Below are 23,039 nucleotides of genomic sequence, written 5' to 3'. Positions count from 1 at the left end.
GTCGACCGCTACGCCGTATGGCAAGCCTGACACACGGATTGACGTTCGCGCAAGAGTTTATGTGAATGTCCATTCTCTGATGTGAGTGAGCGGTATCGACTGAAATGCGCAGCCGTATATGGCGAAATGTGATCGATCATGAAGTGGCATTCCCAGGATCTGTCGGTGACCGCAGAATGCGTTACCGTGAGGGTATGTCTTCGGCCGGCCGCCCCGCGCAACCTGCTGTGCGTCGCCGGCCGCGTGATCRCAAGGCACAGATCGTCAAGGCCTCGGCCGATGCCTTCAGTGCGCTCGGCTACCACGCGGTGAGCATGGAGGAGATCGCCACTCGGGTGGGCATTTCGGCTGCGGCGCTGTACCGGCATTCGTCGAGCAAGTACGGACTGTTCCGGGACGCCGTCTTCGGTCTGGGTCAGCAACTGGTGGACAGCACCGATATCGGCGATCCGGAACGTGATCCGGCCACCCTGCTGGCCGACCTCGTCGACGCCCTCGTGGAGACCGCTATCGCCAACCGCAGCTCCGGCGGGCTGTACCGGTGGGAGGGTCGCTACCTCAACGAGGATGATCAGCAGATCCTGAACGGGCAGATCGGGTTCGTCAACCGCAGGCTGCAGGAACCCCTGATCCGGCTGCGGCCGGAGCTCACCTCGCACGAACGCTGGACCCTGTCGTCGGCCGCGTTGAGCGTCATCGGCAGTGTCACCGATCACCGGGCCTCACTGCCCGTCAACGAGATGCGGGTATTGCTGGCAGGCCTGGCCACCGCCGTGCTCTCGGCCACCCTGCCGGCCCCGTTCGAGTCACCCGAATCGAACCCGTTGACGCCCAGCGGCTCCGGCGCCGGCGGCAAATACGAGATGCTGTTGCACGAATCCCTGCTGCTGTTTCACAAGAAGGGATTCCGGGAGACCAGCATGGAGGACATCGCCGCGGCGGTGGGCATCCAGGCATCCGGGATCTACCGGTACTTCCCGGGCAAGGCCGATCTGCTGGTCGCGTCCTACCGTCGCAGCGCCGACCGGGTGTCCGGAGATGTATCGAGTGTTCTTGCCGCGGAATCAGATCCGGAGCAGGCGTTGGCTCGTCTGATCGATCTGTATGTGGCCCGGTCGTTCCGGGAGCCCGAGATCGCCTACGTGTATTACGCCGAACGCGGCAATGTGCCCGAGGCCGACCGGGGGGCCATCCGCAACATCCAGCGCTCCACCGTCGATGAGTGGGCGCGGCTGCTCGCCGCGGCGCGTCCCGAGTTCAGCCACGCACAGGCGAAATTCGCCGTGCACGCCGCATTCGGTCTGGTGGTCGATCTCGGCCGGCTGGTGCAGTACCAGGACACCGAGCATTCCCGTGCCTGCGTGAAGCTGCTGATGGAGATGACGTTGTTGGGGCGCGAACCGCAACTGGTCTGACTGGTCAGCTGAACGGGGTGCGTTCGTCGAGCCTGCGCGACGCCAGGCCGGCCGTCCGCCAGACCCGGGCGATCCAGTCCTCGTCCTCCTCGGTGACCAGATTGCCCATCATCCGCACCGCCACCGTCATCAGGAAGTGCGAGCGCATCGCCACCGGGCCCGCCGCGGGCAGAAACCGCGGCAACGTGAGCAGCAGCGCCAGCCGTCGGGCCGCGGAGAACCCGCGCGCATAGTGCTCGGTCAGCATCGACGGCCACGCCGTGGTCAGATCGCCGGATCCCAGCAGTTGCGCGGCCAGTCGCCCGGTTTCCAGGCCGTAGTCGATGCCCTCGCCGTTGAGCGGATTGACGCACGCCGCGGCATCGCCGATCAGCATCCAGTTCGGCCCGGCCACCCCGGACACCGCGCCCCCCATCGGCAGCAGAGCCGACAGCCCGGCCCGTGGTTCGCCCTCGAAACCCCACTCCTCGCGCCGCAGGTCGCAGTAGTAGGACATCAACGGTCGCAGGGCGGCATCCGACGGCCGCTTCGCCGTGGCCAGCGCCCCGACGCCGACGTTCACCTCGCCGYTGCCCAACGGGAAGATCCAGCCGTAGCCGGGGAGCACTTTGCCCTTCGGGGAACGCAATTCGAGGTGTGAGGTGATCCAGGGCTCGTTGGCGCGTGGGGTCGCGATGTATCCGCGGACCGCCACGCCGTACACCGTCTCCTGATGCCAGGTGCGGCCGAGCGTGCGCCCCAGTGTGGAGCGGGCGCCGTCGGCCACGATCAGCTCACCCACGCCGATCTCCGAGCCGTCGTCGAGGATCAGCTCCGAGACCCGTCCGGTTGAATCATGGCGCACATCAACCACTTTGACGCCGAGCATCATCTTTGCGCCGTCGTCGGCGGCGACCATCCGGATCCGGTCGTCGAGCTCGGTGCGTGGGACCGCGCTGCTCGTCGGGGGGAATGAGGGGCCGGGCCAGCGGATCTCCACGTCGGCCCCGAACCCGGACATCCGCAGCCCGTGATGGCTGATCCGGCCGCCCAGCCAGTCACCGAGGCCGAGGCGCTGCAGCTCCGAGATCGCCCGCGGGGTCAGCCCGTCACCGCAGGCCTTGTCCCTGGGGAACTGCGCGGAGTCGATGACAAGCACGTCGCGGCCCGCCCGGGCCGCCCACGCGGCCGCTGAGGAACCGGCGGGCCCGGCCCCCACGACAACCACATCGGCCTTGATCATCCCCGCGTCGCTCCGCTCTGCCCGCCGTGTTCATCCACCGAGTACCTCCACAGTATGTTGGACGCATGAGGACACCGGCGAGCGTGGTGGCGGGGGTGGACTTCGGGAATCCCGAATTCGCCGCGCAGGTACGCGACGGAGTGGCGCGCGTCGAAGATCTGATGGCCACCGAGCTGGGTAAGGCGGATGAGCTGATGGCCGAGGCCGTCCAGCATCTGTTCCAGGCGGGCGGCAAGCGGTTCCGGCCGCTGTTCACCGTGCTGTCGGGGTCGCTGGGGCCACGCCCCGAGGACGACGACGTCACCATCGCCGGCGCCGTGATCGAGCTGGTCCACCTGGCCACGCTCTATCACGACGATGTGATGGACGAGGCCCAGGTGCGCCGCGGTGCCGACAGCGCCAACGCGCGCTGGGGCAACAACATCGCCATCCTGGCCGGCGACTACCTGTTCGCGACCGCCTCCCGGCTGGTGTCCCGGCTCGGACCGGACGCGGTGCGGGTGATTGCGGACACATTTGCCCAGCTGGTGACCGGTCAGATGCGCGAGACCCGGGGCGCTGCCGGCGGCACCGACGAGATCGAGCACTACCTCAAGGTGGTCTACGAGAAGACGGCCTGCCTGATCTCGGCATCGGGCCGTTTCGGTGCGACCTTCTCCGGTGCCGGCGAGGATCAGATCGAGCGGTTGTCCCGTCTCGGCGGCATCGTCGGCACGGCGTTCCAGATCTCCGACGACATCATCGACATCGACAGCGATCCCGACGAGTCCGGCAAGGTGCCGGGCACTGACCTGCGCGAAGGCGTGCACACCCTGCCGGTGCTGTACGCGCTGCGGGAGTCCGGCCCGGACGCCGAGCGGCTGCGGGTGCTGCTGGCCAAGCCGCTGGAGGACGACGACCTGGTCGCCGAGGCGCTGACGCTGCTGCGCCGGTCCCCGGGCATGGCGCGCGCCAAGGAAACCGTCCGCGAATACGCGGTGCGGGCGCGCGAGGAACTGGACAATCTGCCCGCGGGTCCCGGGCGCGATGCGCTGGCCACCCTGGTGGATTACACCGTCAACCGGCACGGGTAGCAGGAACCTACGGGGGTCGACCGGCGTTACATCAGCGAAGACTTTCGTAGGAGGAACTCTGATGACCTGGCATCCTCATGCCAACCGGATGAAGACCTTCGTGCTGCTCGTCGGCATGTCAGCGCTGATCGTGTTCATCGGTTCGCTGTTCGGGAACCCGTCCATCCTGTGGCTGTCGGTGCTGTTCGCCGTCGGCATGAACGCGTACGTCTACTTCAACAGCGACAAGATGGCGCTGCGCGCGATGCACGCCCAGCCCGTCAACGAGATGCAGGCGCCGGCGATGTACCGGATCGTCCGCGAACTCGCGACCACCGCCCGCCAGCCCATGCCGCGGCTGTACATCAGCGACACCGCCGCCCCCAACGCGTTCGCCACCGGCCGCAACCCGCGCAACGCCGCGGTGTGCTGCACCACCGGCATCCTGCAGATCCTCGACGAGCGGGAACTGCGTGCGGTGCTGGGCCACGAACTGTCCCATGTGTACAACCGCGACATCCTGATCTCGTGCGTGGCCGGCGCGCTCGCCTCGGTCATCACCGCGCTGGCCAACATCGCCGTGTTCGCCTCGATGTTCGGTGGTAACCGCGAGGGCGGCGCGAATCCCTTTGCCTTGCTGTTGGTTTCACTGCTGGGCCCGATCGCGGCCACCGTGGTCAAGCTGGCGGTGTCGCGGTCGCGGGAGTACCAGGCCGACCAGTCCGGTGCGGAACTGACCGGCGATCCGCTGGCCCTGGCCAACGCGCTGCGCAAGATCGCCTACGGGGTGCAGGCGGCGCCGCTGCCACCCGAGCCGCAACTGGCCGATCAGGCGCACCTGATGATCGCGAACCCGTTCCGGGCGGGGGAGAAGATCGGCAAGCTGTTCTCCACCCACCCGCCCATGGAGGACCGGATCGCGCGACTGGAGGCGATGGCGGGTCGCGGGCCGGGTCAGTACTGACCCAGCTCGCCGGCCGCGGCCCCGGCGGTCAGCAAACGTGGCCCGACGTGCACGGACAGGCTAGTGTGTCGCCATGCGTATGCGAGGTCTGATCTTCGTCATGGCGGCGGCCGCCGCCGTGAGCGCCCCGGCGATCGCGGGTGCCGAACCGGCTCCGCCGCCCCCACCGCCGCCCGGCCCGAACATCAACGCCTGGGAGCTGGTGAAGCCCTCCGCGTACGCGGTCAACGACGGCAGCCTGTACGCCTTCACCGTGCCCGGTGACATCACCTGTGTGCYGAGTCGCGGCACCGGCGGCTACGGCTGCAGCGGGCCGTTCCCGGCCGCCCCCAACGGCGCCAACGTGGTCACCGGTGGTCAGGTCGGCGCGCCCGGTTTCGCCAACGCGGCCAACCCCATCTACGTCGGCGACCAGCCGGCCCAGCCGTTGCCCGCGAACACCCGCATCGGCTTCCGGAATGTCAGCTGCGGCACCGACGGTGTGCTCACCTCATGCCAGAACTCGTTCGACCAGTCCGGTTTCGTGATCGGCCCGGCCGGCAGCTACGTCCTCAATCCGAGCAACCCGCTGCTGGACCGTCCCGAGGGCACCAACCCGTACTTCAACTGACGGAACGCTAGAAGCCCGAGCCGTGCACCTCATGGCCGGGCTTCTCCAGCATCAGTCCACGGTAGGCGTCCTCGACGGTGCAGCCGCGGTTGATCACCCCGTCGACCTCGCGGGCGATCGGCATCGAAATCCCGTACTGCTCGCCGAAATCCGCGATCACCGACGATGCCTTCACACCCTCGGCCACCTGGTTCATCGCCGCGATGATCTCCTCGACGGTCTTGCCCGACCCGAGTTGTTCGCCGACGTGCCGGTTCCGGCTGCGCTGTGAGGTACAGGTGACGATCAGGTCGCCGATCCCGGCCAGCCCGCCGAAGGTGTCGCGATGCCCGCCCATGGCCACGCCGAGCTTGGACATCTCGGCCACCGCGCGGGCCATCACCATGGCCCGGGTGTTCTCCCCGATGCCCAGCGAGTAACCCATCCCGACCGCGATCGCGTACACGTTCTTGAGCGCTCCGGCCATCTCGACGCCCACCACGTCGTCGGAGGTGTACGTGCGGAACCTCCTGGTGCGGAACAGATCCGCCAGATTGGCGGCCAGATGCTGGTCGGGCATCGCGAGCACGGCGGCGGCAGCGTAACCCTCGGCGACCTCGCGGGCGATGTTCGGTCCGGCCAGGATCCCGGCCGGATGCCCGGGCAGCACCTCGTCGACGATCTGGCTCATCCGCAGATTGGTGCCCTGCTCCAGACCTTTCACCAGCGAAACCACCGGAACCCACGGCCGCAGCTCTCGAGCGAGTTCCTCCAGCACACCGCGGAACCCGTGCGAGGGAACGCCCATCACGATGACATCGGCACTCTGGGCGGCCTCGGAGAAATCGGTGGTGGCGCGCAGGGCGTCCGGCAGTGCCACCTCCTCACCGAGATAGCGCGAGTTGCGGTGGTTGTCGTTGATGTCCTTGGCGGTGTCCTCCGATCGCACCCATTGCAGCGTCGGCGTGCGCCGCGCACAGATGGTGGCGACGGTGGTGCCCCAGGACCCCCCGCCCAGGACGACGACGTGGGGTTCGCGTTGTGCAGGTGCCATCCGGTCAGCGTATTGCCGCGACCGGGCCGGTGACCGCAAGTTGCTGAACTGGCTCGGATGCCGCAGGTGTGCCGCGCGATGTGCGCGGACCCGTAGGCCTGTTGACCGCCCCTCTCCGCGGAATGACCTGGTCCGAATAAGTTAATGGGACATACCGCCCGTTGCGGGCGGAACGAAATGCCCCTGTCGGCGCACTTCGTGCAGGTTGGGCTTCTCCAGGTTCGGGGTTCGCTGCGGGTGCTACGCTGCACCCGCCAAATATGTGAATGAGAATTCTCAAAACGTTGACGCCGATCGAACCGCGGCGATACCGTGCCAAGGATTGCGAGTGATCGGGCCCGGGGGCGGTCGGGGCTCGGTACCGGGAGGGAAGCGCTTTGCCCATTCAGCGCACGTCCGATGGGGCCGGACGGGGTGACGGGCTCCAGGCCATCGAGCACTGGGGCGCCGGCTACGTCCAGCGCCACCCGATCGCCTCGCTGCGCACCGTCGGTGATCAGTTCGTCCTCGGCGTCCGTACCCTCCAGCATCTGTTCATCGATCTGTTCACCGGGCAGTTCCAATGGCAGGAATTCATCAGGCAGGGCGCGTTCATGGCCGGCACGGCGGTGATCCCCACAGTGCTGGTGGCACTGCCGATCGGCGTCACGCTCTCCATCCAGTTCGCGCTGCTGGCCGGGCAGGTCGGCGCGACCTCGCTGGCCGGCGCGGCCAGCGGACTGGCCGTCATCCGTCAGGCGGCATCACTGACCGCCGCGGTGCTGATGGCGGCCGCGGTGGGTTCGGCGATCACCGCCGACCTCGGCTCGCGGACCATGCGCGAGGAAACCGATGCGATGGAAGTCATGGGAGTCTCGGTGATCCGGCGACTGGTGGTGCCGCGATTCGCCGCCGCCGTCATGATCGGCGTGGCGCTCACCGGCGTCGTGTGTTTCGTGGGCTTCCTGGCCAGCTTCCTGTTCAACGTGTACTTCCAGAACGGCGCTCCGGGGAGCTTCGTGGCGACCTTCGCCTCCTTCGCCACCACCGGTGACATGGTCATCGCCCTGGTGAAAGCGGTGATCTTCGGTGCCATCGTGGCCGTCGTCTCGTGTCAGAAGGGGCTGTCCACGGCGGGCGGGCCGACCGGGGTGGCCAACTCGGTGAACGCGGCGGTGGTCGAATCGATCCTGCTGCTCATGGTGGTCAACGTCGCGGTGAGCCAGCTCTACATCATGTTGTTCCCGAGGGTGGGGCTGTGACGGCCTCGACGTTCGCGGGCTCGTGGACCCGAGGTCTGCGGCGCAGCGCCGTGCCGGTGATCCGGATCGGGCACATGCTGGTGTTCTTCGTACGGGCAGTGGCCGGCGTCCCGGTGGCACTGCGGCACTACCGCGGTGAATTCGTCCGGCTGCTCTCCGATATCGCCTGGGGCAACGGGTCTCTGGTGGTCGGCGGCGGCACCGCCGGGGTGGCGGTGGTGCTGGGCATCACCGTCGGTGCGCTGGTCGGCATCGAGGGCTACAACTTCCTGGATCTGCTGGGACTGGGCCCGGCCACCGGCATCATTTCCTCACTGGTGAACACCCGCGAGCTGGCGCCGATCGCCGCCTCGCTGGCCTTCGCGACGCAGGCCGGCTGCCGATTCACCGCGCAACTGGGCTCGATGCGCATCGCCGAAGAGGTCGACGCGTTGGACGCCCTGGCGATCCGGCCGATCCCGTATCTGGTGACCACCCGCCTGATGGCCTCGGTCATCGCGGTGATCCCGCTCTATGTCGTGGTTCTGGCGGTCAGCTACCTGACCACGCAGGTGGTGGTCTATCTGATCAGCGGCGGATCGACCGGCTCCTATCTGCATTACTTCAGCCTGATGTTGTCGGGTCAGGACATCCTGTACTCGGTGCTCAAGACCGTCATCTTCGTGTGGATCGCCTCAACCGTGCAGTGCTACTACGGCTTCTACGCCTCGGGCGGTCCGGTCGGTGTGGGTGTCGCCGCGGGCCACGCCATGCGGGCCAGCATCACGGTGGTGATCATCGTCAACATGCTGCTCACCATGGCGCTGTGGACGGTCGACTCCGGTGCCAGGTTCGGCGGGTAGATGCCGAACTCGATCGAAACCGACGGACGCGGGCTCTCGGACCGTCAGCTATTGGCCACCGGGATTGCGATTCTGGTTGTCGCGGCTCTGGTTTCGGGACTGCTGTTGATCAAGGCCACCGGGCGCCTGGATGCCCGGGTTCCGGTGGTGGCCGCCCTGATCAATGTCGGTGACGGCCTGCCGCAACGCTCCGACGTGAAGTACCACGGGGTCCTGGTCGGCATGGTCGACGATGTCACCCCGGCGGCCAACGGTGATCCGAACTTCGTGCGCATCGACCTCAAACCCGAGTATGCGGCCTCGATCCCCGACACGGTGACTGCCCGGGTGGTGCCCAGCAACGTCTTCGCGGTGTCCTCGGTGCAGCTCGTCGACCGTGGCCCCGGACCGGCGATCAACGCGGGTGCGACGATCCCCGAAGACACCGAGCTGCCGACGGTGTTGTTCCAGACCACGATCAGCAAGCTGCGCGATATCCTCGCCGCCACCGGCCGCGGCCGTGAGGACAAGACCATCGGCGTGCTGGCCGCCATCAACGCGGCCACCGAGAATCGGCGCTCCGAATTACTGCGCAGCGGAGCCCAATTGAATCGTCTGGTCGACCAGCTGGATGCGATCGTGGCCACCGAGCCGGGACCCTCGACGGTGTCGGCGTTGATCGACGCGACGAAGGGTCTGCAGAGCACGGCACCCGAACTGCTCGACGCGCTGCACGTCGCGGTGGCGCCGATGCAGACGCTGGTGGAGCAACGGGCACAGCTCACCTCGTTGATCAACGGGGGCGTCAACACCATGGGCACCACGCACACCGCGCTGAACAACCACGCCGACCGTCTGGTGCAGATCACCTCCGATCTCACCCCGGTGCTGGGTCAGCTCGCTGATACCGACCAGCACTGGGTGCCTGCCTTCGTGAAGCTGAACCAACTGTCGGACAAGTTCTTCGACCATGCGTGGATCCCCGAGCTGGACACCGGCAACATGCGGGTGAACCTCTCGTTCACGCCTACCTACACCTACACCCGGGCGGATTGCCCGCAGTACGCCGGGCTCAAGGGGCCGAGCTGTTTCACCGCCCCGCTGGTGCCGACCCGTCCCGAGCTGCCGGATGTCCTGCTGCCGCAGAACTATCAGCCGCCCGCGGATCTGCAGCCACCGGCCGGGACCGTGCTGGGAGCCAACGGCAACCTCACCGCGGTCGGGCCACCGCTGGTCGTGCCCAACCCCAGCCTGGCCGATCCGAACCCGCCGCTGCCGCCGTGGATGGCGCCCTCGGCGCCGGTGCCCGGCACCGCCAACCCGGCGCTGGTGCCGACCCCACCGCCGCCGGTCCCGCTGTCGCCGCTGGCCCCGGTGGCACCCCGACCGGGGGACCCGCCGCCGCTTGCGGCCGAGGCTGCGCCCGCGTCGTTCGGCGGAAACGTGGGTCCGGTCGGCAGCCCGCAGGAGCGTGAGGTGCTCAGTGCCGCAACCGGTCAACCCGCCACCACCGCAACCCAGCTGCTGCTGGGTCCGGTCGCGCGCGGCACCACCGTGTCAGTAGGGGGAGCCCGGTGAAGTATCGCGGTGCGATGATCGGACTGTCACTGTTCATGGTGGTGGCTGTGACGTTGACCTGGCTGGTCTATGTCACGCTGCGCCGCGATGTCGCCGGTGACACCGTCGGCTACACCGCGGTGATCTCCGACGTGTTCGGGTTGCGCGAAGGCGATGACGTCCGGATGGCGGGTGTGCGGGTCGGCCGCGTCGAGAAGATCGAACTGCAGGGCGATGCCGCGAAGGTGTCCTTCGTGGTGCAGAGCGATCAACAACTGCTCGGCAACACCGTCGCCTCGGTCACCTACCAGAACATCGTCGGCCAGCGGTATCTCGGCCTGTCCCTGGGCAACACGGGCGAGTCGGAGCCGCTGCCGCCGGGCAGTGAGATCCCGTTGGAGCGCACCGACCCGTCGTTCGACGTCGGCGCGCTGCTCAACGGGTACGAGCCACTGTTCAGTGTGCTCAACCCGACCGACGCCGACAACCTCACCAAGGGCGTCATCGAGTCGTTGCAGGGTGACCGCGCCTCGGTCGTCACCCTCGTCGATGAGACTGCGCGACTGACCGATTCATTCGCCGGGCAGGATCAGCAACTCGGCGAGGTGATCACCGACCTCAACGTCGTGGTGGACAACCTCGCCCAGCACAACGACAGCCTCGACGAGGTCATCACCCAGACCCAGGGGGTGGTGTCCACCTTCGATGCGCGCCGCCCCGAACTCGTCGACTCGATGGGATCCATCACCAGCGTGGTACGCCAGCTGTCCACCATCGCCGACGAGGTCTACCCGTCGCTGAACGAACTGGTGGTCCGCGAGCCGGGCTTCGCTCAGCATCTGGTGGGCATCGAACCGCAGCTCGCCTTCACCGGCGCCAACCTGCCGTTGCTGCTCAAGGGCTTTGCGCGGATCACCAACGAGGGCGCCTACGCCAACTCCTACGCGTGCGACCTGAACGCCACCGGATTCTTCCCGGGTCTCAACGACGTGACGCCGATCATCGTGGACGCGGCGACCCCCGGCGAAGGGGCCCACTACACACCGAGGTGCAGGAACATGGCCAATGGCTGACGGACAGCGATGGTGGCGACGGCCGTTGCTCAGCTGGGACCGCACCTGGCTGGGCGTGACCGCCATCGCCGTGGTGACGGTACTGATCGGCGCCATGCTGCTGGTGAAGGTCGCCGATATCGGCTACCGCAACTACACGGCGCGGTTCCTGCAGGCCGCCGCCCTCAAGACCGGCAACCCGGTGACGGTGGCGGGCATCCCGGTCGGCGAGGTGACCGACATGAAGCTCGCCGGCGATCATGTCGAGGCAAAGTTGAAGGTGCGCAATGATGTCGCGCTCGGGCAGGACTCCCGGGCGGTCATCAAGGTCACCACCATCCTCGGGTCCAGGTACCTGGCGCTGCAGCCCGCGGGGTCGGGACCGTTGCCGGACAACACCTTCGACCTCAGCCAGACCGAGGTGCCCTACGACCTGCAGGAGGCGCTGGCCGATGTCACCACCACCTACGAACAGGTGGACACCGACCAGTTCGCCCAGACGCTGGGCATTCTCGGCGAGCAGATGCAGGGGCTGCCCGAGGTGGTGCCCCAGGCCCTGACCAACACCCACACCCTGTCGACGATCATCGCCGACCGCCGCGACCAGCTGGGTTCGCTGCTCAAGACCACCGAACTGGTCAGCACCACGTTGCGGCGCCAGCAGTCGGCGATCGGACAACTGGTCACCCAAGGCAACGATCTGGTCGGTGAGTTCGTGGCCCGGCGGGCGTCCTTCCGCGCGCTGATGGCCTCGCTGACGAATCTGGTGGAAACCTTGAGCGGCATCGTCATCGACGACCGTCCGGAACTGGAGAACCTGCTCGTCAATCTCCGTGAACTCTCCGACATGCTGGGCAAGCACGACGATCTGCTACGCAGCACCCTGCAGGCCGGGCCGGTGGCGCTTCGGGGGCTGACCAATGCCACGGGTACCGGCAATGCGGTGGACCTCAATGTGTCCAATGGGCTGCTGATCGACTCGTGGATGTGTGCGATCAGCGGCCGCGCCGAGCAGTTCGGGATGATCGAGTACTTCCAGGACTGCAAATGAGGCGGCCGTCGGTCAGGCTGCTCGCCATCGGTGCCGGTGCGGTTGTCGCGGCGTTGGCGGTGATCGGCGTCGGCTGGTCCTACGTCCGCGACCAGGTCAACACCATCAGCGTCACGGCCCAGTTCGACAGTGCGGCCGGACTGTACGTGGGCAATGTCGTTGCTGTACTGGGCATGCCGGTCGGCCAGGTCACCGAGATCAACGCCAAGGGCGGCTACGTCGAGGTCGAGTTCAGCGTGGATAAGGACGTCGCGGTGCCCGCCGATGTACAGGCCGTCACCATCTCCAACTCCATCCTCACCGACCGGCAGATCGAGCTGACCCCGCCCTACCGGGGTGGCCCGACACTGCAGAACCACGACACCATCGGACTGAACCGCACCAAGACGCCGGTCGAATTCGCCCGTGTGCTCGATGTTCTGGACAAGCTGTCGGCATCGCTGCACGGAGACGGCGCGGGTGACGGCCCGGTCGCCGATCTGGTCAACGCGTCCGCAGCGATCGCCGACGGTAACGGTCAGCAGATGAAAGACGCGCTCGGTGAACTGTCGAACGCCCTGCGGCTCAGCGCCGATCGCGGCAGCCTGACCCGCGATCAACTCACCACCAGCATCCGCAACCTGAGCTCGCTGGTCGAGGCCACCGCCCGCAACGACGCGACTCTGCGGGAATTCGGCACGTCGGTGAACCAGCTCAGCCAGGTCCTGGCCGATGAGCAGTTCGGTACCGGCACCACCGGCAAGAAGATCAACGATGTGATCACCCAGGTCGGTGAGGTGTTGTCCACTCACCGCGATGCGGTCAAACAGATCATCCTCAACGGCAACACCGCGGTGACCACGACCGTGGACCACCAGCGTGACCTCGCCGAATTCCTCGACCTGACCCCGATGACATTGGACAACCTCTACAACATCGTCGATCAGAAGAACGGCTCGGCGCGGGTGCACGTCCTGGTGGACAAGGTGCTGTTCGACAGCCAGACGGTCAAAGAGATGTGCAACATGATGGGTCTGCGCCAATTGGGTTGCAGCACCGGAACGATGCAGGATTTCGGTCCGGATTTCGGGCTGTCCTACATGCTCGACGGCATGGCTGCGATGGGGCAGAAGTGAGGGCGCGGCTGCGCAGGTCCGCCCTCCCACTGGCCGTCGCGGCCTGCCTGGGCGTCTCCGGCTGCGCGACGGAGGGGCTGGCCAGCCTGCCGCTTCCGGCGCCGGGGGTGGGCTCGGGCGGATACGAGCTGACCGCCGTGTTCGGCAATGCGCTCAACCTGCCCGCCAACGCGAAGGTGAAGCTTGCCGGCGCCGACATCGGTCAGGTCGAGACGATGGTGGCGCGCAACTACACCGCCGTCACCACGCTACGGATCCTCGACGGGGTGCAGTTGCCGCAGGGCAGTACCGCCGAATTGCGTTCCGCGACACCGCTGGGCGATGTGTTCGTCGCGATCAAACCGCCGACGCCCATCGCGGCGGACGCGGTGCTGCTGCGTGACGGTGACACCATCGATCTGGATTCCACCACCGCGGCCGCGACGGTGGAGTCGCTGCTGAGCTCGGCCGCCGTCATGGTCAACGGCGGCGCGGTGCGCAACCTCACCAACATCATCAACGGCGCGGGCAAGGCGACCGGCGATCAAGGCAAGGCCTTCGGGGATCTGATCGCCAAGACCAACCACACGCTGGGCACGCTGAACGCCCGCTCGGACCAGATCTCCACGGCACTGACCGAGACATCGGGGTTGCTGGGTGAGATCGAGGCCAAGAACGACACCATCGGCGAACTGATGGACGCGGCGGGCCCGGCCACCGAGACACTGGCCGCGCACACCACCCAGATCACCGATCTCGTCCAACTGATCGGCGACACGTCCGTGCAGCTGCAGAAGTTCCCGTCGATCGCGGGCACCGATACCAGCGGCCGCAGCGCCATCGCCGATATCAACAGCGTGGCCGGCGCCTGGAACGATGTCGCGCTGGCGCCCGATGCCAGCCTGTACTCGCTGAACCGGCTGATGCCGGCCCTGGTCAAAGCGACTGCCAGTAACGCGATCTCGACCAGGGCGAGCATCGACCGGCTGGTACTGGGTTCGATACCGGACATCGGGTTCGCCGGTGACGCCGGTCTGCACGGTCCCAAGCGCTACAACTGGCATCAACTGGTCGGCTCGTTGCAGTACACCCTGCTGCGGTTGCAGGAACGCGTCGTCGGGCGCGGACCCGGGGTACCGCAGGTCCCGGTGATACCGAGTCCGACCGAACCGGGGCAGATCATCCCGGCACCCGCACCGGAGGCCCCCCGATGATCGCCGGTCTGGCCGACGCCCTGGTCGGCGTGGTACGCGCCGGGCACCGCAAGCGGGCGTGGCTGTCCGCGGGGGCGCTGGCGATGACGTTCGTCATCGCCACCGGGTACCTGCTGATCGGCGCACTGCAGGTCAATCCGTTCGACTCGGACTACCGGGTCACCGTGCAACTACCCGAATCGGCGGGCCTGCTGCCCAACCAGGACGTGACGCTGCGCGGGGTGCCGGTGGGCAAGGTCGAGCGGCTCGACATCACCCCGGCCGGGGTCGACGCGGTCATCGCGGTGAAATCCTCGGCGCCCATCCCGATGTCGAGCGATGTCCGGGTGTCCGGGCTGTCGCCGGCCGGTGAGCAGTACATCGACTTCGTGGCATCCTCCAACGACGGACCGTTTCTGGGGGACGGGAGCATCGTCGAGCAGGGGCGTGCGACGGTGCCGGTGAGCCTGGCCGATCTGCTGGCCCATGCCGACGGCGCACTGGCCCAGGTGGACACCGCAAAGCTGGACATCATCCGGCGCGAGTTGAGCCTCAGCGAGGAGGGCCCGCAGAAGCTCGCCGACATCATCGACGGCGGGACGTTCCTGCTGTCCACCCTGGACTCGGTGCTCCCGGAGACCACCAGCCTGCTGCGGACAAGTCAGTCGGTGTTCACCCTGGTCGCCGACAAGAACGCCGGAATCGACGTGGCGGCAGACAATTTGGGGTCCACCCTGGACGGTGTCAGCCGGATGCGGGAAGGCTACCGTCGGCTCACCGATCAGGCGCCGGGCGCGCTCACCGATATCGACAACCTGTTCGCCGACAACTCCGACACCATGGTGCAACTGCTCGGCAACCTCACCACCACATCGAGGCTGCTGTACCTGCGGGTGCCGGCGCTCAACGCGTTGTTCCCGGACTACCGCACCTCGGTGCTGGACGCGCTGGGCAGCATCATGCACGACAACGGGCTGTGGGCCACCGGCGAGATCTACCCGCGGTATGCCTGCGATTACGGAACACCGCGCCGCCCACCGTCATCGGCGGACTATCCCGAGCCCTACATGTACACCTACTGCCGCGACGACCATCCCGGGGTGCTGGTCCGGGGAGCCAAGAATGCACCCCGCCCAGCCGGGGACGACACCGCAGGCCCGCCGCCCGGCGCGGACCTCGGCCGCATGACGGATCCGACGCCCAAGGGCCGGTTCACCATTCCCACGCCATACGGGGGCCCGGTGCTGCCCATCGAGCCGCCCCGCTGAGATAGGAGTAGATGTGACAGTGACGACCGACAAGAAGACCGAAGACGATCAGCTCACGGCGCAGGACACCATCGACGATACCGGGACCACCGAACCCGAGGCCGGCGAACCCGAGTCCCCGGAACAGCCCGCGCCGACCCGGCGCCGACGCGTTCTCGTCGCGGCCGTGATCGCGGTATTCGTTGCCCTGGTGGCGGTCTCGGGTGTGCTGGGGTGGCTGCTCTGGCAGAGCCATCAGGTGACCCAGGCCGAACAGCAGGCGCGCGATGCGGCGGTGTCCTATGCGCAGGTGCTCACGAGCATCGACTCCAACAAGGTCGACGAGAACTTCGATCAGGTGCTGGCGGGCGCCACCGGTGAATTCAAGGACATGTACTCGGAGTCCAGCGTGCAGTTGCGGCAGTTGCTGATCGACAACAAGGCCACCGCGCACGGTGTCGTGGTGGAGTCGGCCGTGCAGTCGGCGACCAAGGACAACGTGGTGGTGCTGCTGTTCGTCGACCAGTCGGTGGCGAACGCGAGTGTGCCGGACCCGCGGCTGGATCGCAGCCGTATCAAGATGACGATGGAGAAGGTCGACGGTCAGTGGCGCGCAGCTAAAGTCGAGCTGCCCTAGACATGCACCTGGGCAAGGTTTGCGGAGCATTCATGGTGTCCGCCGGGATGCTGACGGCGCCTCCCGCGGCGGCATCCCCGGTGACATTCTGCGATGAGCTCGCCGGCAGCTGGAACGGTCAGTACTGCCAGACCTCGGTGGCCTCGGAGCGTAATGCGGTGCGCGATATCAAGATCGCCGTGCCGGGAGAGCTCATCGATGATCCGGTCGCCGGGCCGGTGCTGCGCAACTACCTGAGCACCCTGGTCGACAACTGGACCCGGGTGGGTCGTGGCATGGCGGCAAACAGCTTCGGCGAGGCCAACTATCAGGTGTTCCGGCACGGTGACACCACGTCTGCGGTGTTCCGGGAGACCTATCACGCCGACGGACCGGATTTCAACAATGCCTACCGCACCTTCACTTTCGGCGGTGGCAGGCAACTACAGCTGGCGGATCTCACCAGGCCCGGAGTGGAACCGCTCACGGCCATCGAACCGTTGGCGCGGCCCTTCGTCGAGCAGGCGCTGAATCAGGCACCGCCGCAACATCAGCCGGGCAGCTACCCGTTCCAGCCCGAGCGCTGGACACCGGACAAGGTGTACTCCGGCGGCTATAAGGCGTGGGCGCTGACACCCGATGAGCTCATCCTCTACATGCCGGATTACCCGGTCGCGCGGGACACTCCGACCGATTTCACACCCGGTGTCATGCAGTGGTCGATGGACGGCGGCACCGTGCAGGCGCGTATCCCGCTGTCGGTGCTGAGCCCGATCCTGCGGCCCGAATACGGCGGGAGCTGACTCGGGGGAGCGCTCCTGGCCCTAGGAGCGAGATCGACCTCAGGGTCGTGATTCGGCGTCCATGACGTCATTCCACAGCGCTGAGGTCGATCTCGTCCCTAGTAGGACCACACGGGTCCCCTGCCGGAGTCCGCTACCGGTAGTTGACGAACTGCAGCGCGACCTCGAGGTCGGCGCCGCGCAACAGGGCCTGCACCGCCTGCAGGTCGTCCCGCTTCTTCGAACTCACCCGGATCTCCTCGCCCTGGATCTGCGCCTTGACGCCCTTCGGGCCCTCATCGCGGATCAGCTTGGTGATCTTCTTGGCGTTCTCGCTGTCGATGCCCTGCTTGATGCTGCCGATCACCTTGTAGGTCTTGCCCGAGGGCTGCGGCTCGCCGGCGTCGAACGCCTTCATCGAGATGTCGCGGCGGATCAACTTCTCCTTGAACACGTCGACGGCGGCCTTGACGCGCTCCTCGGTGGAGGAGACGAGAATGATGCCTTCCTCACCCTGCCACTCGATGGTGGTGTCGGTGCCGCGGAAGTCGAACCGGGTGGACAGCTCCTTGGCTGCCTGGTTGAGCGCGTTGTCGACCTCTTGTCGATCTGCCTTGCTGACGACGTCAAAGCTTGAATCCGCCACTGGAGCCTCCTCATGGTGCTGGCCGTTTTCGTCTTCAGTACATCCTCGTTGTACCCTGCTACTCGCACCAAATTCCGGCAGGTTGCCCGAGCGGCCAATGGGAGCGGACTGTAAATCCGTCGGCTTACGCCTACACAGGTTCGAATCCTGTACCTGCCACACCAGTCAGGCCCCCTCATCGAGGGGGCCTGACGTGTGTGAGCGGTAGGGATCTATCCGATGCCGATCACGTGGGATTGGCCGTGGCCACGAACACGCGATTGATGACGTACCTCACCGATCCCGTGGCGTCGAGGGACACCGTGACGAAATCCGTTCCGCCACCGTTCGCATTGATCGAGAAGCCCGATGCCCGTCCCGGAAGATTCACCGTCACGGAGCGATTGGCGGTGTTCACGATGGTGAGGTTGACGCTGGTGCCGTCCACATCTGTCGGCAGGTAGATCACTCCATCCGGTCCGACCTGCGCGGGGTTACTCACTAGACCGGGCGCCGGAACGATCAGGTAAGCACCATCGGCCCGCAGCACCGTGATGTAGCTGAGGAATCTGTCGACGCGCGTGGTGGCGACCACCGTGCCGTCACCGGTGACCGTGAGTCCTCCCCACCCGCTGCCGATCGTCCCTGCGGTCAAGGTGCTCTTTCCCGGGCGCATCACGACGATCTGGGTGGATACCTCTCCTGTGGGTTCGTAGATGCTGCCGACGATGAACGCGACCGTGCCATCGCTACCGATCGTGGGTGCGATGCTGATTCCGCCGGGATAGGTGACGACGATCGGCGGTTGGCCCGGCCGGAATACGGCGATGGTCATTCCGTTGTTGCCCCACATCGAGGCCACGGTGCCGTCGGGCCCGACGGCGGGCGAGACGCGGTAGGACGCGTTGGTCGTCTTGGTCATCGTGTCGACGGTGCCGCCCCGCCGCATGATCGTCACCGTCATGTCGGCGACGAACTCGTACGCCGGCCCCGTGTAGGTGTGGAAGGCCACCGTGCCGTCGGGGCCGGCCACCACGTAGCCGACCAGCGTGCCGACCACGGTCGACGCCTGATCCGGCAATCCTGGACGCAGCACGGTCACGGTCGTCGTCGTGGGGGCGTCGACCGTGCCGGAGCCCGTGGTCRTCACGTAGGCCACGGTGCCGCCTGCGCCCGTGACCACCTGAAGCAGCGAGCCGGCGGGGGTGTTGGCCACGGCCTCTTCGCCGGCGCGCCAGACCCACAATGTCGTCGTCGATGCCGCTCGGGCAGCGAAGCCCGCCGCACCGACCGTAGTGAAGACGAGGGTGCCGTCATCGGCGACCGTGACGGGCCCCTGCGGGGTTCCGGACAGTTCGAGGTACTCGGCGTCGGCGCCCGGTCGCAGCACGCCGATGGTCGTACCCCCGGACGCGTTGGTCGCCGTCAGAGCGATGGTCCCGTTGGCCCCCACGTTCGCCTGGTCCTGGGTGGCACCCGCGATGCGCAGCACCTCGCGCCGCTCGCCGTCACTGATGATCGTGACGGTGGTCTGTGTGTCTTCGGGGGCGCCTCCACCGTTCGCCGCGGTCAACATGAAATCACCGGCGGCGGTCAGCATCGGTCCGCCGATGGGAGTGCCACCCGGCACCGTCCRCTGCACCGGGGTCTTACCCGGCTGCAGTGTGGTGACGGTGAACTCAGTGATGGTGAAATCGGCTGGGTTGTACACCACCGTGGTCAGGTGCACGGTGCCATCGTCGTTGATGAGCGGTGCGCCGCCGTAAACGAGACCTGCCGCCGTCGCGGTCCCCGGAGCCCGACCGGGGCCTTGCACCAGGATCTTGGTCGTGAAGGGATCTTCTGCCGTCCCCATCCCGAAGCGTTGGGTGATCGCCACCGTCCCGCCGGGCCCGACGATGGTGCGCGGGCTCGTCCATCCTTGCGGTACGGCGACGGGAATGGTCTCGGTGACCCCGGCGACACCACCGATGAGTTGGACCGTGACAACTCGCGTGGCCCTGTGTCCCGATCCGAACAAGAGCCCGGCCAGCCCGTGGGTGTGGAATCCCTTGTCGGCTGCCGACACCGTGAAGCTGTCGGTCAGTGGATCGGTGCCGTTCCAGCCGGCCGGTGCGAAGTAGGTGAACGTGCCGGCGGCGTCGATGGTGACGGTGCCGCCCTCCACGGTGGACGGTGTCACCGAGAACTTGATCGGGTCGCCGTCGGGATCGGTGCCGACCACGGTGCCGGTGACGGTGTCGTCGATCTGCTCGACGTCGACTGGTGCAGCCGCGAGACGTGGCGCACGGTTGAAGAAGGTCCGGTGCAGCTCCTGGCGTGCCCACGCGAGCATCGCAAACAGTGTGGTGGGCGCGGGCGTGCGCGGACCGGCAGGGCCCAGTAGTGCGCTGACGATGGAATCGAAGATGCGCACCGGAGCGGCCAGCAGCACCTGCAGCGGTCGGGGGGCTGCACCGGACTGAACGGTGGTGACGCTCTGGGTGCTCCGCAGGGTGGGTGCGACCGGCGCGGCCTCCGGGGTGGTGACCGCCGGGACGTCCTGCAGGTCCGGCGCGGTCAGCGCAGATACGACGCCCTGGCGAGTGGACGCGACGCCCGAAGCGTCGGCGGCCTTCTTCTTCGGCGCCCGAAACGTTCCCGGCGTCCACGCGGTCGTGTGCGAACGCGCCGCGCCCGCAACGGATCTTGCCGTCAGGACCGACGGCGGCTTTTTGTCGTCCGACACGTCGTCACCGGTCGCATCGTCGCCGGCAACATCGTCGCCGGCCGCCGATGAGTCCGGTGGTTCGGAGTTCGGTGTGCCGGACCGGTCGTGACCGGAATCTTCGGTGCTACCGCTGTCCGTGCCTGCGCTCGTGCTGGTCGAGCCGCCGCTGTCGGAGGGATCGGCAAGGGCGATGCCGGGTGCCCACAGGACGCCCGCCCCCACGCCGAGGGCGACTGCCAGGGCCCCGACTCGTCCGACGTACCGTGCATGATCCATGCGAATCCCATCCGTTGAGGCGGTGGGATTGCTGGTGTCACCGCCCGCTGATTGTGTGGCATGGCGACGGCATTCGTGGCGCTAATGGCTCAACTAATTATCGCGGGGGTAAATCTTGTCGCTGTTCGGTGCATCCCGGGCGGCGTGCGGCCCGATCTCCGCAGGGGCTGGGTGCGAGCAGGGCAATCATGGTGATGATCTTTATCAGCTGACTTGACGTTGACAGCAATTGTCATTAACCCGCCGATCCCGGTCGGTCACCGGCCGCGACGGGCCGTTCGATGATGTCGATCGTTCGTTGCGCGTCGTCGAGGAGCGCGTTGCGGCGCCGGCGCCCAGGCGCACACCGAAGGCGCGCGCAGCGACTCTGCAGTCCGTTGCTGCGGCAGCGATCGGACACACGATTGCTTCTCCGCTCACGGCCGACTCGCCTCGGTCGCTGACGCGACTGATGGTGGAGCAGTCGAGAACCGTCCGTCGTTCGGGTGAATTTTCCGGGCCCGGCATCACTCGCATCCCGGCACAGCAACGGCAGCCCGGCGGTTCGGGGCATCGTGAGATCCTGACGTCGGCAGGACGGTCGGTGGCACCCCGCTAACTCGGACGTCAATTTCGTCGGCGGCTGTGGAGGTCGCGCAGCGGTGCCTGGCAACGGCGCTGTCCACGCCGGGCTTGCCAGGCGCACCGCGGTGAGCTCAGCATCTACCCCGTCCTGCCCGGAACTGATCAACATTGCGAGCGAACACTTCTCGAACTCAACTGCTCGGCGAGCCCGCTACCGGAACTGCCGTGGCTCGCGCGCCGTGGCGTTGCCGCGAACGGCGGATCACCATGCCGCGGCAGCGAACTCATTGCCGCGATCCGGGCAAATTTTCTCGCCGAGAACAACAGCAATACCTGACGTAGGGTCACACCGAAAATGCCAGGCTGAACGGGTCGTGGTGCCGTGGGCATCTGAATAACGCTCCCGGCGGGCCCATTTCAGCTACGGCAGATCGTGGAAGAACCCATAGAGGAGGCGCCGTGAGCGCACGTCACCGAGTCAAGAAGCGCAGCCGTGCCGCCAGCGTCGTGGTGGTGCCCGCCGTAGCGGCACTGCTCGCCGCGGGAATCGTCGATCAGCCGGTGAGCCCACCGGCACCGATCGCGGTGCACCAGCAGCACCGCGTCGTCACCGCCCAGGAAGTCGCATTGGCCGCGCTGGCGCTCTTCGCCGTACCGGGCGCCGGGGTCCAGTTCCCGCCGGGCGCGCTCGACACCCAGGACGGCGGCATCTGGCGCCGCATCCAGGACGTCACCGTCCTCAACGATCCGACGCGCTACCCCGGTACCGTCACGGCGGCCTCCGTCAATGCCGGTGCCACCTGGCTGACCGAGCTGATCTTGGCGCGTGATCCGTCCACCACGGTCAGCGGCATCAACACCGGGTCCTTCGGCGGCCGGGTCGCCGCCGAGGCGCTGAACCGGGTGGCGGCGACCGGCTACGACATGTCCAGTGTGTTCGGCGTCTTCTACGGTGACTCCAACACTCCCGGCACCGGCATCTTCGCCCGGTACGGGCCGGACGAGACGACCTTCGGATCCGACGTTCCTGGCGGTGCCATCCAGCTACCCGATGGGACCTACCTGCGGATCAACCGCGAGTACGACCCCATCGCGTACTTCCCGAAGTACCTGTTCAACCCGATGAGCTGGATCCAGCTGGCGGCGGGGTTCGTCTTCGAGCACTCCCGGCTGCAGGATTTCGACTTCGACGATCCCGAGAACGTCGTCACCGTCGACGGCAATGTCGTGACGGTGCGGGTGAACAGCCCGGTGATGCCGCTCCTCATGCCGCTCAAGATCCTCGGCGTGCCGAAGCGGATCATCGACGCGTTTCAGGCGATCCTGCAGCCGATGGTGGAGAGCACCGGCATGTACGAGACGGGCAAGGTCGGATTCCTCCCGACCCCCCAGAAGCTGTTCCAACAGCTGCAGGCCGTCGCCGCCGGCTTCGAGAAGGCCAGCCAGATCCTTGCCGGGAACTACCCCGAGCCCGAGGAGCCCGGCGAGCCGCCGGTCATCACCGTGCCTGATACGACCACCGAGATCATCGACGCCATGGAGGATCGCGACGAGGAACTCAACGGACCGACCCTGAAGACCGCACGCGTCGCCGCGGCGCGGCCGCAGCGATCGATCGTCCCGGTGAAGGTGCAGGAAGAGGCTGTCGAAGACGAGATCGTCGACGAGCAGGACGACGACAAGGACGACAAGCCGTTGTCGGATATCGGTGACGACCTGAGTGAGTCGGAGTCGGAGGACGACACGACCACCGAGTCCGAAGAAGAGACCGAACCGGCGAAGGACGAAGAGTCGACCGCGCCGGAGCCCAAGGACGAGACGCCCAAGGATGCCCCCGACGCGAAGCCGGCCGCTGACAACGGCGGCGACACCCAATAGTCCACGCAGAAATCAGGCCCCCTCGAAATGAGGGGG

At 67.0% G+C, this 23,039-nt stretch carries 19 protein-coding genes and 1 tRNA gene; 16 read left to right on the top strand and 4 right to left on the bottom strand.

The genetic code is table 11. From position 1 onward, the window contains the following. Window positions 1-194 precede the first annotated feature (194 nt). Entirely contained in the window at window positions 195-1,415 is a 1,221-nt protein-coding gene (locus AC1DTF_RS06940; protein WP_477473541.1) for a TetR/AcrR family transcriptional regulator, read from the top strand. Between the two features lie 4 nt (window positions 1,416-1,419). Here AC1DTF_RS06940 and menJ read toward each other — a convergent pair whose 3' ends face one another. Continuing rightward, a complete protein-coding gene (gene menJ / locus AC1DTF_RS06935; RefSeq protein ID WP_477473540.1) occupies window positions 1,420-2,637 on the bottom strand; it encodes a menaquinone reductase in 1,218 nt (405 codons plus the stop codon). 65 nt (window positions 2,638-2,702) lie between these two features. Between menJ and grcC1 the strand changes: the two genes are divergently transcribed. The 3 genes from grcC1 (at window position 2,703) to AC1DTF_RS06920 (ending at window position 5,263) form a co-directional block, all read left to right on the top strand. Then, on the top strand, window positions 2,703-3,710 hold the full coding sequence (gene grcC1 / locus AC1DTF_RS06930; RefSeq protein ID WP_057166466.1) for a nonaprenyl/(2E,6E)-farnesyl/geranylgeranyl diphosphat synthase: 1,008 nt from the start codon (window positions 2,703-2,705) through the stop codon (window positions 3,708-3,710). Between the two features lie 61 nt (window positions 3,711-3,771). Continuing rightward, window positions 3,772-4,653, top strand: coding sequence for a zinc metalloprotease HtpX (htpX, locus tag AC1DTF_RS06925; protein WP_057166467.1), 882 nt, complete (start codon window positions 3,772-3,774; stop codon window positions 4,651-4,653). A 73-nt stretch (window positions 4,654-4,726) separates the two neighbouring features. Then, window positions 4,727-5,263, top strand: a complete 537-nt coding sequence (locus tag AC1DTF_RS06920; protein ID WP_477473539.1) for a hypothetical protein — start codon at window positions 4,727-4,729, stop codon at window positions 5,261-5,263. Between the two features lie 7 nt (window positions 5,264-5,270). Here AC1DTF_RS06920 and AC1DTF_RS06915 read toward each other — a convergent pair whose 3' ends face one another. Next, window positions 5,271-6,296: an NAD(P)H-dependent glycerol-3-phosphate dehydrogenase gene (locus tag AC1DTF_RS06915; protein WP_057166469.1), complete on the bottom strand. Its 1,026-nt coding sequence runs from the start codon at window positions 6,294-6,296 to the stop codon at window positions 5,271-5,273. Window positions 6,297-6,679: 383 nt separating this feature from the next. Between AC1DTF_RS06915 and AC1DTF_RS06910 the strand changes: the two genes are divergently transcribed. From AC1DTF_RS06910 to AC1DTF_RS06865, 10 genes are all read left to right on the top strand, one after another. Then, the gene (locus AC1DTF_RS06910; RefSeq protein ID WP_477473561.1) at window positions 6,680-7,537 is read left to right on the top strand and encodes an MlaE family ABC transporter permease; all 858 of its coding nucleotides are present in this window, start codon (window positions 6,680-6,682) and stop codon (window positions 7,535-7,537) included. Window positions 7,538-7,611: 74 nt separating this feature from the next. Then, complete coding sequence (locus tag AC1DTF_RS06905) at window positions 7,612-8,379, top strand: ABC transporter permease (protein ID WP_235570919.1); 768 nt, start codon at window positions 7,612-7,614, stop codon at window positions 8,377-8,379. Beyond that, complete coding sequence (locus AC1DTF_RS06900) at window positions 8,380-9,936, top strand: MlaD family protein (protein WP_477473538.1); 1,557 nt, start codon at window positions 8,380-8,382, stop codon at window positions 9,934-9,936. Next, a complete protein-coding gene (locus tag AC1DTF_RS06895; protein WP_477473537.1) occupies window positions 9,933-10,988 on the top strand; it encodes an MCE family protein in 1,056 nt (351 codons plus the stop codon). The genes AC1DTF_RS06900 and AC1DTF_RS06895 overlap by 4 nt, the downstream gene beginning before the upstream one ends. Further along, complete coding sequence (locus tag AC1DTF_RS06890; RefSeq protein ID WP_477473536.1) at window positions 10,981-12,018, top strand: MCE family protein; 1,038 nt, start codon at window positions 10,981-10,983, stop codon at window positions 12,016-12,018. The genes AC1DTF_RS06895 and AC1DTF_RS06890 overlap by 8 nt, the downstream gene beginning before the upstream one ends. Further along, a complete protein-coding gene (locus AC1DTF_RS06885; RefSeq protein WP_477473535.1) occupies window positions 12,015-13,133 on the top strand; it encodes an MCE family protein in 1,119 nt (372 codons plus the stop codon). Before AC1DTF_RS06890 ends, AC1DTF_RS06885 begins: the two co-directional genes overlap by 4 nt. Beyond that, window positions 13,130-14,326, top strand: a complete 1,197-nt coding sequence (locus AC1DTF_RS06880; RefSeq protein ID WP_477473534.1) for an MlaD family protein — start codon at window positions 13,130-13,132, stop codon at window positions 14,324-14,326. The genes AC1DTF_RS06885 and AC1DTF_RS06880 overlap by 4 nt, the downstream gene beginning before the upstream one ends. Continuing rightward, complete coding sequence (locus AC1DTF_RS06875) at window positions 14,323-15,573, top strand: MlaD family protein (RefSeq protein ID WP_477473533.1); 1,251 nt, start codon at window positions 14,323-14,325, stop codon at window positions 15,571-15,573. The genes AC1DTF_RS06880 and AC1DTF_RS06875 overlap by 4 nt, the downstream gene beginning before the upstream one ends. Window positions 15,574-15,586: 13 nt before the next feature. Further along, window positions 15,587-16,189, top strand: a complete 603-nt coding sequence (locus AC1DTF_RS06870) for a hypothetical protein (RefSeq protein ID WP_477473532.1) — start codon at window positions 15,587-15,589, stop codon at window positions 16,187-16,189. Between the two features lie 2 nt (window positions 16,190-16,191). Next, window positions 16,192-16,971: a mannan-binding family protein gene (locus AC1DTF_RS06865; RefSeq protein ID WP_057166478.1), complete on the top strand. Its 780-nt coding sequence runs from the start codon at window positions 16,192-16,194 to the stop codon at window positions 16,969-16,971. A gap of 133 nt (window positions 16,972-17,104) precedes the next feature. On the opposite strand, the gene AC1DTF_RS06860 is transcribed toward AC1DTF_RS06865, so the two are convergent. Then, window positions 17,105-17,596: a YajQ family cyclic di-GMP-binding protein gene (locus tag AC1DTF_RS06860; RefSeq protein ID WP_057166479.1), complete on the bottom strand. Its 492-nt coding sequence runs from the start codon at window positions 17,594-17,596 to the stop codon at window positions 17,105-17,107. 76 nt (window positions 17,597-17,672) lie between these two features. Here AC1DTF_RS06860 and AC1DTF_RS06855 point away from each other — a divergent pair. Next, window positions 17,673-17,755 (top strand) — tRNA-Tyr (locus tag AC1DTF_RS06855). Between the two features lie 67 nt (window positions 17,756-17,822). Here the strand turns inward: AC1DTF_RS06855 and AC1DTF_RS06850 are convergent. Then, complete coding sequence (locus AC1DTF_RS06850; protein WP_477473531.1) at window positions 17,823-20,561, bottom strand: Ig-like domain-containing protein; 2,739 nt, start codon at window positions 20,559-20,561, stop codon at window positions 17,823-17,825. Window positions 20,562-21,584: 1,023 nt separating this feature from the next. Here AC1DTF_RS06850 and AC1DTF_RS06845 point away from each other — a divergent pair. Continuing rightward, window positions 21,585-23,003 (top strand): PE-PPE domain-containing protein, encoded by a 1,419-nt coding sequence (locus AC1DTF_RS06845; protein WP_477473530.1) that lies wholly within the window; start codon window positions 21,585-21,587, stop codon window positions 23,001-23,003. Window positions 23,004-23,039: the final 36 nt, after the last annotated feature.

This window comes from Mycobacterium sp. P4_H6 (genome assembly GCF_056400845.1).
The sequence above is the reverse complement of the archived record's forward strand: the minus strand, read 5'-3'. Positions and strand labels throughout refer to the sequence as shown.

Coding starts and splice junctions, on each gene's coding strand:
- AC1DTF_RS06890 (WP_477473536.1), top strand. CDS start 10,981: ATGGCTGACGGACAGCGATGGTGGCGACGGCCGTTGCTCAGCTGGGAC.
- AC1DTF_RS06915 (WP_057166469.1), bottom strand. CDS start 6,296: ATGGCACCTGCACAACGCGAACCCCACGTCGTCGTCCTGGGCGGGGGG.
- grcC1 (WP_057166466.1), top strand. CDS start 2,703: ATGAGGACACCGGCGAGCGTGGTGGCGGGGGTGGACTTCGGGAATCCC.
- AC1DTF_RS06885 (WP_477473535.1), top strand. CDS start 12,015: ATGAGGCGGCCGTCGGTCAGGCTGCTCGCCATCGGTGCCGGTGCGGTT.
- AC1DTF_RS06900 (WP_477473538.1), top strand. CDS start 8,380: ATGCCGAACTCGATCGAAACCGACGGACGCGGGCTCTCGGACCGTCAG.
- AC1DTF_RS06865 (WP_057166478.1), top strand. CDS start 16,192: ATGCACCTGGGCAAGGTTTGCGGAGCATTCATGGTGTCCGCCGGGATG.
- htpX (WP_057166467.1), top strand. CDS start 3,772: ATGACCTGGCATCCTCATGCCAACCGGATGAAGACCTTCGTGCTGCTC.
- AC1DTF_RS06905 (WP_235570919.1), top strand. CDS start 7,612: ATGCTGGTGTTCTTCGTACGGGCAGTGGCCGGCGTCCCGGTGGCACTG.
- AC1DTF_RS06875 (WP_477473533.1), top strand. CDS start 14,323: ATGATCGCCGGTCTGGCCGACGCCCTGGTCGGCGTGGTACGCGCCGGG.